This is a genomic window from Polaribacter litoreus (assembly GCF_054584775.1).
Genome location: NZ_JBTLRD010000007.1, coordinates 31,873 through 42,628 on the forward strand (window position 1 = coordinate 31,873; position 10,756 = coordinate 42,628).

Consider the following 10,756-nt stretch of genomic DNA (forward strand, 5'->3'; position numbering starts at 1 on the left):
TTTATGATAATTTTAAAATAATGGTACTTCCTTTTACGAGTTTTTGGCCCTTTTTAATCGACTGGTTTTTTACTTTTCCAACACCAGAAAATTGAACTTTTAAACCTATACTTTCTAACATAGACACTGCATCCATGCCATCCATGCCTTTTACGTTCGGTACTTTGGTATATTCTTTATTGATGATTTTATTATAACTATTGTATTGATTTTCTATCGTAGCAAATTCTATTTTATCTTCTACAGACTGATTATCAATAGGCGTAGTTGTATAAATTTTCTGTGCAATTTCTTTAAAAATAGGAGCTGCTACAGTTGCTCCATAATATCCTTTCTTTTTATCAGGATCATGAACCACCACAATACAAGAATATTTAGGTTTATCTGCAGGAAAAAAGCCTACAAAAGAAGCAACATATCTTTTTGTAGAATAATAACCACCTTCCCATTCTCCTTTGCTATTTTTAGTTCTAGGAATGTATTTTTTGGCAGTTCCTGTTTTACCAGCCATTGAAAAATTGGATGAATAAATATTATCTGCAGTACCTTTTATAACCACATTTTCCATCACTTTTTTAATTTTTTTCAATGTTTCTTTGGATGCAATTTGTGGATTAACAATCTCCGTTTCAAAAACTTTTTCTGCTTTATCTTCCCTTCTTAATTCTTTTACAAAACGCGGTTTTACCATAACTCCATTATTGGCAACAGCATTATAAAACATGAGTGTTTGCATTGGCGTTACAGAAATTCCATATCCCCAAGACATCCATTCTAAAGAAATTTTACTCCAACTTTTGTCTGATGGTTTTGGTACATAAGGTTTTCCTTCTCCTTTAATTTGAAAACCTATTGGTTTTGTAAAACCATAATCTTCTATTTTTGAAATAAATTTTTCTGGTTGATGATCGTAATGCTTTTTTATCAACTTAACAATACCAACATTTGATGAAACTTCAAAAACACGCGCTGCGGAAATTTTACCATAACCACCTCTTCTAGAATCTTCTACTTTTCTATTATGGATGTAAATTTTTCCTTTTTCGGTATCAACTACTGTTGATGTATCAATTACTTTATCATCTAAAGCCGCCATTAAACTGGCTAGTTTAAATGTAGAACCAGGCTCATGACTTTCCCAAACTGCATAATTTCTTTTTTCGTAATACTTTCCTTTTGATGTTCTTCCTAGATTAGAAATTGCTTTAATTTCTCCTGTAGCAGTTTCCATAACTACTGCACAACCATGATCTGCCTCAAAATTTTCTAATTGACGTAATAACGCATGATGTGTAATATCTTGTATATTTACATCTATAGTTGTAATAATATCATGACCATCTACAGGTTCTTTTTCATTTACATCAGAAATTGGTTTCCATTGATTTTTAGCAATTTTTTGTTTCCAGCGCAAACCATCTTCTCCTTGCATAAAATCTGCAAAAGCACCTTCTATACCTGCTTCTCCTCTAAAATCATCATAACCAATTGTACGTTCTGCAATTTTACCAATTGGATGTGCACGAACTGTTTTATGCTCTGCTATAAAACCACCTCCATAAACCCCTAGTTTAAAGATTGGAAATGTTTTCATTTTTAGATAATCGCTATAACCAACATCTTTTGCAATTAATAAGTATCTATTATTACGCCTTTTTGCTGTTCTTAATTTCTTTTGATAATAATTGGCAGACTTGCCCAACATTTTAGACAGCTCTCTACATAAAGCAGCGATATCTTTTTCAAAATCTTTGTGTCTTGCAGCTGCAATAACATCCATTCTTATGGTATATTTAGACATTGATGTAGCTAATAAATTACCATCAGCACCATATACATTACCTTTATTTGCTTTAATGGTAAACTGTTTTAAGGTTAGCTCAGTTGCCAGTTTCTTATATTTTTCTCCCTGAACGTACTGAATATTAACCACACGAAAAATTATTGCAAACAAAATGAGCGTCATAAAAGAAGCCACTATGTAGAATTTAGTAAGTATGCTTTTTTTGTGAGTTGCCAATTTTATTAGTCTTTAATCGTTACTTTTATTTTTTTTGGAGGAGTTTTTGACGGCTTTAACCCTCTTGCCTTTGCTTTTTCTCTTATGCTAGATTCCATTTTTAAACGCATTAAAATGGTTCCTGTATCTACATATTCTGCTCTTAATTCTCGTTTCTTTTTATTTAATGCAGATATTTCAAAAACCTTTTTCTCTGCACTGTGCGAACTATAAATCATAATCAACATTAACAACACCACAAAAATGATAATTCGCCAATTTTTAAAAGCAGACTCATCTGTAAGGAAACTTCCTCTTAGAAAATCGTAAACTCCTTTTTTAACCTTTGCCATTTTAATTCTTTAAAGTTGCAATTCTTAATTTTGCACTTCTTGCTCTGTTATTAATTTTGATTTCTTCTGGTTTCGGAATAATTAATTTTCCTATTTTTTTTAAAGGTTCATTCGAATTTCCAAAAACATCTTTTTCTGGTTCACCCTCAAACAACCCTGTTCTTATAAACCTTTTTACCAACCGATCTTCTAGAGAGTGATAAGAAATTACACTTAACCTACCCTCACTATTTAATAGATTTGGAGTTTGCTCTAAAAACTCTTTTAAAACCTCTAATTCTTCATTTACTTCAATTCTGATGGCCTGAAAAATCTGAGCCAATATTTTATGTTCTTTTGCTTTTGGCAAAACTGTTCTTAAAGCATCTTTTAATTGAAAACTGGTTTCAATTTTTTTACTACCTCTCGCATGAACTATAAGTCTTGCTATCTTTCTAGAATTTCTTAACTCGCCATAAGCAAATAAAATACTCGCCAATTGTTCTTCAGAATAATTGTTGATAATTTCTTTGGCCGATTTTTTAGATTTTTGATTCATTCGCATATCTAAATCACCTTCAAATCGTGTTGAAAAACCTCTTTCTGCTTCATCAAATTGATGAGAAGAAACCCCTAAATCTGCTAAAATACCATCAACTTTTCTTACTCCATGGAATCTTAAAAACCTTGAGATGTATCTAAAATTTTCAGGAATTAATGTAAAACGATTATCATCAATTGCATTTGCTAACGCATCAGGATCTTGATCAAATGCATACAATTTTCCGTTTTTGCCAAGTCTACTCAAAATTTCTTTAGAATGACCTCCACCACCAAAAGTAACATCAACATAAACACCCTCTTTTTTAATAGCTAAGGCATCTACACTTTCTTTTAACAAAACAGCATTGTGATAACTACTCATCTTCCTTCATTTTTAATTCTCCATCTACCATAACTTTTTGTACTAGCTTTGCAAAATTTTCTTTTTCGCTTTCTAGTTTCTTTTGATAATCTTCACTATTCCAAATCTCGATTCTATCGATAGAAGATATCATTGTAATTTCTTTTTTAATATTTGCGTGATTGCATAAATTTTTTGCAATTAAAAATCTACCTGTACCATCTAATTCAATTAACTTTACACCTGCAGAAAACCTTCTAATGAAATCATTTGTTTCTTTATCGAATCTATTTTTTGTAGCAACCTTAGACATGGTTGCATTCCAAGTTTGCATAGGATACAACTCTAAACAACGCTCATATATAGACTCTTTTAACACAAAACCTTCCTCTAAAACTGACGCAAGTTGCTTTTTGAAAGCCGACGGAAACATCACCCTTCCTTTAGCATCTACTTTACAATTATATTCGCCAATGAGGTTTATCACTTAAAAACATTAAATTATAGTTCAAAAATATATAAAAAATACCACTTCTTACCACTTTTTACCACTTTGTTAATAAAAACAGAGCTAGAGCTCTACAACCCTAACAAACATACCTGTTAATAAGTGTAATTGACTGATAAAGAATTGAGTTTGTATGTTATAAAAAAGAACTACATTTGCGTTTAGTGAATTCAAACAAAAATCAATGACTGACAAGTTAAAAACTGAAGGAAAGTTTACATATGCAGAAGCTGGAGAAGGACCTGCAATCATTGTTTTACACGGTTTAATGGGTGCTTTAAGTAATTTTGGTCCTACTTTTGATCATTTTTCAAAAAATGGTTATAAAATATTGATTCCTGAATTACCTTTGTATACGCTTCCACTTATAAAAACAAACGTTAAGAACTTAGCAAAGTATTTAAAAGAATTCTTAGAATATAAAAAACTAGACAATGTAATTCTTTTAGGAAACTCTCTTGGAGGCCACATTGCGCTTTACTTTACCAAGCACTACCCCGAAAAAGTGGGTGGACTTGTGTTAACAGGAAGCTCTGGTTTGTATGAAAATGCAATGGGAGATAGTTTTCCGAAAAGAGGAAACTACGAATTTATAGAGCAAAAAGCGAAAGATGTTTTTTATGATCCTGCTATAGCAACTAAAGAATTAGTAGATGATGTATATGCTACTGTTAACGACAGAATAAAAGCATTAAAAACCATTTCTATTGCAAAAAGCGCTATTAGACATAATATGGCCAATGATTTGCCAAACATGCAACAACCAACCTGTTTAATTTGGGGAAAACAAGATGGAGTTACGCCTCCTGAAGTTGCTCACGATTTTCATAAATTGTTACCAAATTCAGACTTGTTTTGGATTGATAAATGTGGACATGCTGCAATGATGGAAAGACCTGAAGAATTTAATCAGATTTTGGGTGATTGGTTAAAATCGACAAAATTCTAAACATTTTACGTTGTGAAAATTAAAACTGCTGAATTTGTAATGAGTAACAGCAATGTTATTAATGCACCTAAAGAAAGGCTACCAGAATATGCTTTTATTGGGCGTTCTAACGTTGGTAAATCTTCATTAATAAATATGTTAATGGAGCGTAAAGCGCTTGCAAAAACTTCTGGAAAACCTGGTAAAACACAATTAATTAATCATTTTAAAATTAATGACGAATGGTTTTTGGTAGATTTACCTGGCTATGGTTATGCACAAGTTTCTAAGAAAAAAAGAGTTATTTTTCAGTACTTTATAGAAAACTACTTTAAAGAAAGAGAACAATTAGTTTGTACTTTTGTTTTGATTGATTCTAGACACGATCCTCAAAAAATTGATTTAGATTTTATGCGCTTTTTAGGCGAAAATCAAATTCCTTTTTGCTTGGTTTTTACAAAAGCAGATAAATTGCCAAGCTCTAAATTAAATAAGCAAATTACATCTTACAAGAAAAAATTATTACAACACTGGGAAACTGTGCCAACTTCTTTTTTAACCTCTTCTACTTCTGGTTTAGGGCGTAAAGAATTTTTAGAATTTATAGATGGTGTAAACAAAGATGTAGCCAAAGATTTTAAATAATCAATCATGCATTCTCATAAAGGCAACTTACAAGTTTTGTTTGAAGACAATCATATTATTATTGTTAACAAACGTTCTGGAGATATTACCCAAGGTGATAAAACTGGCGATAAACCTTTAAGTGATGTTGTAAAGGAATACATTAAAGAAAAATACAACAAAGCTGGTAATGTTTTTTTAGGTGTTGTGCATCGTTTAGACAGACCTACTTCTGGCGTAATTATTTTTGCAAGAACTTCTAAAGCTTTAGAGCGCTTAAACAAAATGTTGCGCGATAAAAAAATCAACAAAACTTATTGGGCAGTTGTTAAAAATCATCCGAAGAAAGAAAAAGACACGCTTATTAATTTCTTAAAAAAGAATCCTAAGAACAACAAATCTTCTGTTTTTAACAAAGAAATTGCAGGATCTAAAAGAGCGGTTTTACATTATACTATTCTTAAAAAACTAGATAACTATGCTTTGCTAGAAATTGATTTAGAAACAGGTAGACATCATCAAATTAGAGCACAATTATCTGCTATTGGTTTTCCTATTAAAGGCGATTTAAAATACGGCTTTAACAGAAGCAATAAAGATGGTAGCATACATTTACATGCCAGAAAAATAGAATTTGTTCACCCAGTTTCTAAAGAACAGATTTCGATAATTGCACCAACACCAAATGAAGTAATTTGGAATGCTTGCCATTAAACTTAATTCTTGGGTTTTAGAATCAAAATATTCTCACTTTTTTTAATTTCAGCCTCATTTAGTTTCATTTTTTCAAATTTACCATCAACATATTTTTCTGCTTGATCTTTATAATAATCGCTAAAAATATTACCAGATTGACCAGTTGGAACAATACCTAAACTATTTTCTACATCAGAAAAATCGATAACTCTTCTAGAAGATGGCCCAGCTGTAATTTTATAAACACCAGTACTATCTAACTTAAAAATCTGGTTGTTAATCACCTCATTACCACCAACTGTTTTAAAAGGACCAACATTAAAAATTTTACGTAAAAGTCCGCCAGCTTTCCCAATTGCGTGTTCGTGTTCTACAGAAATTACTCTTTCCCAAAACCAACTTTCTACATTTTCTCCCAATTGATTTTGTAGAAAAGCAATCGCATTTTTATACGATTTTGTAATAATTTCTTCTTTTGTTTCTACTTTATTTTTTGTTGATAAATCATCCCACCAAACAGAATTTTCTCTAGCAATTTGATTTGGCAAAACTTGGTCTTGAAGTTGCGAATTTATAAATAAATCAAAACCATCACCTAATTCATCTTTATAAGTATTTTGTAAAAACTCAAACAAAAATCGATTGTAAATTGTAGGTGCAATTGATGATTTCAAATAAGCTCCTTCCCACTTTTCTAAAATTGAAAATGCTTGTTTTTCAGAAGGACCTAATTTATTTTTTGCTACATATTTTAACAAATCTCTGGCAATTTTATGATCTACAGAAGAAGTAACATCATACAACATTTCTGCAACATCTTGTTTTGTAAAATCGTTTTTAGCTTCTAAAAGGGTAACAATTCTTTTGGATCTATTTTCTGGTTGATAATAACCAGGATATAATTTTCCTCTTACAGAATCTGGTTGATGATTGGCAGAATACACATAATTATTTTTCGGATTTATAGATTTTGGATTTTCATTAAAATCTAAATATTCAGTAATTTCATCATTTCCAGAAGCACCATCTAAAAAGATTTTAGAAGATAAACTGTCTCTTAATTGATACAATTTTGCAGAGGCAAACCAAGCAATATTATCATCAGCATCACCATACATAACATTTAAACCAGGTGCATGAATTTTAGCAACAGATTTTTTAAAATCAGCCAAAGAATTAGCGTGAGAAATTCCGTGAGAAACATCCAACATTTCATTTTTTAATTGCGTATAAATCCAATGCATTGCAATAGGCATTTCATCATTTAAATGCGAAATAATTCCGTTCATAATTGGTCCATGATCAGAAACTTTTACTTGAAAAGTAGTGTCTACATCACCTTTAACCTTAATTGTTTTTGTTCTTAATTCGTAATTTTTATAACCATTAACTGTTTTATAAGCAGTATTTTTTTCTGGATGATTTTCTTCGATATAAAAATTTAAATCGTCGTTAGCCAACATTGTTAAACCATATGCATAATCTTTATTATGACCCAATAATGGAAAAGGCATTAAGGCAATATTAAATCCGTACATCTCAAAATCTGGAGTTTTAATATGGTTCTGATACCAAACAGAAGGTTGCGAATAGCCAATATGTGGATCGTTTGCAAAAATCACTTTTCCGTTTTTGGTTTTATCTGCACCAATTACCCAAGAATTACTACCAATTAAAGGTGAAACTGGCATATTATCCATAATTGCACTTACACTTTTAGAAAATTTTGCGTTTATTTTTGAAACGCTATCCATTTTATTGATGAGCAAATTTTTAGAGTAAGCACCTAAAACTTCATCTAAATAAGGTTTCCCTAATTTCTCTTTTATTTCGGTTAATAGTGGATCTGTTTTATGAGCCACAGCAAAACTAAAAGACATATAACCAAACACATTATAGATGTCTTTTATGGTATATTTTTCTTTTGCTATCCCTAGTAACCTAAATTCCAAAGGAGTTTCCCCTTCCTCAATGAATTGATTAATTCCATCTAAATATGCTTGAGACAAAACATAAGATTGATCATTTTTATCTAAACTAGCCATTGTTTTATCAGCAGATTCTTCTATACCCAAACCAGAAAAAAACACATCTGTGCTTACTAAATCTTTTCCAAAAATTTCTGACAATCTTCCAGGAGCAATTCTTCTGATGAGTTCCATTTGCCACAATCTATCTTGCGCATGTACATAACCCAAAGCCAAATAAGCATCTTTTTGATTGTAAGCATTAATGTGAGGCACACCAATTTCATCAAAATATACAGTAACTTCATCAGATAAATTAGAAAGCTCTAAATTTCCTGTATATTTAGGCTGATTGAATTTTGAATATCCAAAAACCACAATCGCGATTAGAATAATGAAAACAACAACTATTTTTAGAATATTTTTTATAAATTTCATATGAAAACATTTGATCATATCAAAGATAAAGGATTTAAATTGTATTTTTGAAGTATAAATTTATGGAGGTTTTATGAAAAAAATTCAAATGGTTGATTTGCAAAGTCAATATCAACAAATTAAAGAAACTGTAGACACTTCAATTCAGGAAGTTTTAAACTCATCAGCATATATAAATGGTCCTTTAGTAAAAGAATTTCAACAAGATTTAGAAGAATATTTAGGCGTAAAACACGTAATTCCTTGCGCAAACGGAACAGATGCCTTGCAAATTGCAATGATGGGTTTAGGTTTAGAACAAGGTGATGAAGTAATTACAGCAGATTTTACTTTTGCTGCAACTGTAGAAGTCATTGCACTTTTAAAATTAACTCCTGTTTTGGTTGATGTAGAAGAAGATACTTTTAATATTGATATAGACGCATTAAAAAAAGCAATTACACCAAAAACCAAAGCCATTGTACCTGTTCATTTATTTGGACAAGTAGCCAATATGGATGCCGTTTTAGAAATAGCAAAAGCACATAATTTATTTGTAATTGAAGATAATGCACAAGCAATTGGTGCTAATTATACTTTTAAAGACGGTTCGCAAAAAAAAGCAGGAACTATTGGTAATGTGGGTACAACTTCTTTTTTTCCATCAAAAAACTTAGGTTGTTATGGAGATGGAGGTGCTATTTTTACAAATGATGATGAATTGGCACACACCATTCGTGGAATTGTAAATCACGGAATGTACGAAAGATATTATCATGATGTGGTTGGTGTAAACTCTAGATTAGATTCTGTACAAGCAGCTGTATTAAAAGCAAAATTACCAAAGCTAGATAGTTATTGTAATGCTCGTAGAAATGCAGCTCGTTTTTATAATATTGCTTTTGCCAATCATCCAAACATTATTACACCAACTGTAAAATCTAACAAAACAGCGCATTGTAATTCTATTTGCGATGTTTGCGACTGCCACGTATATCATCAATATACACTACAAATTACAAACGGAAAAAGAGATGAATTGCACAAGCATTTGCTAGCAGAGGGCGTACCTAATGCAATTTATTATCCTGTAGCTTTACATTCGCAAAAAGCGTATCAAGATGAAAGGTATAAAGAAGAAGATTTTCCTGTAACTAACAAATTAATAAAAACAGTGATCTCTTTACCTATGCACACAGAATTAGATGAAGAACAACTCACTTTTATTACAGAAACAATCATCAACTTTTTAAAATAATTAACCCTAAAACAATTAAACAAATGAAAAGAATATTAGTAACAGGAGGTCTAGGTTTTATAGGATCGCACACAGTAGTAGAATTACAAAACGAAGGTTTTGAAGTGGTAATTATAGACGATTTATCGAACACAACAATTTCTGTTTTAGATAATATTACAGCAATAACTGGTACTAAACCAGATTTTCATCAAATAGATTTACGAGTTAAAAATGATGTGAAACATTTTTTCGATACCAACAAAGTAGATGGTATTATCCATTTTGCTGCTTATAAAGCTGTTGGAGAAAGTATGGGAAAACCATTAGAATATTACGAAAATAACATTGGTAGTTTGGTATATCTTTTACAAGAAATGAGAGATCGTAATTTAGATAATTTTATCTTTTCTTCTTCTTGTACAGTTTACGGACAAGCAGATGAACTGCCAATTACAGAAAATGCACCTGTAAAAGCTGCAGAATCTGTATATGGAAATACCAAACAAATTGGCGAAGAAATTATTAGAGATGCTAGTAATGCACACAATATTAATACAATTGCATTGCGTTATTTCAATCCTGTTGGAGCACATCCTTCTGTTAAAATTGGCGAATTACCATTAGGAGTTCCTCAAAACTTAATTCCATTTATTACACAAACTGCTGCTGGAATTCGTGAGCAATTGTCTGTTTTTGGTGATGATTATCCTACTGAAGATGGAACTGCTGTTCGTGATTATATCCATGTTGTAGATTTAGCAAAGGCACACATTGCAGCTTTAACAAGATTAATCAATAAAAAGAATAAAAAAGCATTTGAGTATTTTAATATTGGTACAGGAACTGGAAGTTCTGTTTTAGAGGTAATTCAAACTTTTGAAAAAGTAAACAATTTAAAATTAAATTATAAAATTGTAGACAGACGTGAAGGTGATGTTGTTGCTGCCTATGCTGATACCACAATTGCTAATAAAGAATTAAACTGGAAAACAGAAAAAGACCTTGCAGATGCTTTAGAATCTGCTTGGAAATGGCAACTAAAACAATCTTAATTACTCAAAATCAAAACAATACACATCTTTAAGTAGGATGTATAAAACACTTATTTATGAGTTGAATAAGTATAAATTTAGATCCTACA

At 30.9% G+C, this 10,756-nt stretch carries 10 protein-coding genes; 5 read left to right on the forward strand and 5 right to left on the reverse strand.

The features are described from left to right. Position 1: 1 nt before the first annotated feature. The 4 genes from ACW9UN_RS07675 to mraZ are packed head-to-tail and all read right to left on the reverse strand — an operon-like array spanning position 2 to position 3,722. Positions 2 to 1,966 carry a PASTA domain-containing penicillin-binding protein gene (locus tag ACW9UN_RS07675; protein ID WP_459485721.1) on the reverse strand — a complete coding sequence of 655 codons (1,965 nt, stop codon included), beginning with the start codon at positions 1,964 to 1,966 and terminating at the stop codon, positions 2 to 4. Between the two features lie 59 nt (positions 1,967 to 2,025). Continuing rightward, a complete protein-coding gene (locus tag ACW9UN_RS07680) occupies positions 2,026 to 2,352 on the reverse strand; it encodes an FtsL-like putative cell division protein (protein WP_459485458.1) in 327 nt (108 codons plus the stop codon). Between the two features lies 1 nt (position 2,353). Further along, entirely contained in the window at positions 2,354 to 3,256 is a 903-nt protein-coding gene (rsmH, locus tag ACW9UN_RS07685) for a 16S rRNA (cytosine(1402)-N(4))-methyltransferase RsmH (RefSeq protein ID WP_459485460.1), read from the reverse strand. Beyond that, complete coding sequence (gene mraZ / locus ACW9UN_RS07690; RefSeq protein WP_459485463.1) at positions 3,249 to 3,722, reverse strand: division/cell wall cluster transcriptional repressor MraZ; 474 nt, start codon at positions 3,720 to 3,722, stop codon at positions 3,249 to 3,251. Before mraZ ends, rsmH begins: the two co-directional genes overlap by 8 nt. Positions 3,723 to 3,927: 205 nt before the next feature. Here mraZ and ACW9UN_RS07695 point away from each other — a divergent pair, with 205 nt between their 5' ends. Genes ACW9UN_RS07695 through ACW9UN_RS07705 form a run of 3 tightly spaced genes read left to right on the forward strand, consistent with a single transcriptional unit; the run spans position 3,928 to position 6,009 of the window. Then, complete coding sequence (locus ACW9UN_RS07695) at positions 3,928 to 4,692, forward strand: alpha/beta fold hydrolase (protein WP_459485465.1); 765 nt, start codon at positions 3,928 to 3,930, stop codon at positions 4,690 to 4,692. Positions 4,693 to 4,704: 12 nt separating this feature from the next. Continuing rightward, positions 4,705 to 5,316, forward strand: coding sequence for a ribosome biogenesis GTP-binding protein YihA/YsxC (yihA, locus tag ACW9UN_RS07700; protein WP_459485467.1), 612 nt, complete (start codon positions 4,705 to 4,707; stop codon positions 5,314 to 5,316). Between the two features lie 6 nt (positions 5,317 to 5,322). Next, on the forward strand, positions 5,323 to 6,009 hold the full coding sequence (locus tag ACW9UN_RS07705) for an RluA family pseudouridine synthase (protein WP_459485469.1): 687 nt from the start codon (positions 5,323 to 5,325) through the stop codon (positions 6,007 to 6,009). Positions 6,010 to 6,011: 2 nt separating this feature from the next. On the opposite strand, the gene ACW9UN_RS07710 is transcribed toward ACW9UN_RS07705, so the two are convergent. Continuing rightward, positions 6,012 to 8,396: a penicillin acylase family protein gene (locus ACW9UN_RS07710; protein WP_459485471.1), complete on the reverse strand. Its 2,385-nt coding sequence runs from the start codon at positions 8,394 to 8,396 to the stop codon at positions 6,012 to 6,014. 73 nt (positions 8,397 to 8,469) lie between these two features. Here ACW9UN_RS07710 and ACW9UN_RS07715 point away from each other — a divergent pair, with 73 nt between their 5' ends. Both ACW9UN_RS07715 and galE read left to right on the forward strand, forming a co-directional pair. After that, entirely contained in the window at positions 8,470 to 9,633 is a 1,164-nt protein-coding gene (locus tag ACW9UN_RS07715; RefSeq protein WP_459485473.1) for a DegT/DnrJ/EryC1/StrS family aminotransferase, read from the forward strand. Between the two features lie 23 nt (positions 9,634 to 9,656). After that, a complete protein-coding gene (galE, locus tag ACW9UN_RS07720; RefSeq protein WP_459485475.1) occupies positions 9,657 to 10,667 on the forward strand; it encodes a UDP-glucose 4-epimerase GalE in 1,011 nt (336 codons plus the stop codon). The last annotated feature ends 89 nt before the right edge of the window (positions 10,668 to 10,756 follow it).

What these genes read in the sequence shown, in the direction of transcription:
- ACW9UN_RS07675 (WP_459485721.1), bottom strand. Translation starts at nt 1,966, where the DNA reads ATGACGCTCATTTTGTTTGCAATAATTTTTCGTGTGGTTAATATTCAG.
- ACW9UN_RS07680 (WP_459485458.1), bottom strand. Translation starts at nt 2,352, where the DNA reads ATGGCAAAGGTTAAAAAAGGAGTTTACGATTTTCTAAGAGGAAGTTTC.
- rsmH (WP_459485460.1), bottom strand. Translation starts at nt 3,256, where the DNA reads ATGAGTAGTTATCACAATGCTGTTTTGTTAAAAGAAAGTGTAGATGCC.
- ACW9UN_RS07695 (WP_459485465.1), top strand. Translation starts at nt 3,928, where the DNA reads ATGACTGACAAGTTAAAAACTGAAGGAAAGTTTACATATGCAGAAGCT.
- ACW9UN_RS07705 (WP_459485469.1), top strand. Translation starts at nt 5,323, where the DNA reads ATGCATTCTCATAAAGGCAACTTACAAGTTTTGTTTGAAGACAATCAT.
- ACW9UN_RS07710 (WP_459485471.1), bottom strand. Translation starts at nt 8,396, where the DNA reads ATGAAATTTATAAAAAATATTCTAAAAATAGTTGTTGTTTTCATTATT.
- ACW9UN_RS07715 (WP_459485473.1), top strand. Translation starts at nt 8,470, where the DNA reads ATGAAAAAAATTCAAATGGTTGATTTGCAAAGTCAATATCAACAAATT.
- galE (WP_459485475.1), top strand. Translation starts at nt 9,657, where the DNA reads ATGAAAAGAATATTAGTAACAGGAGGTCTAGGTTTTATAGGATCGCAC.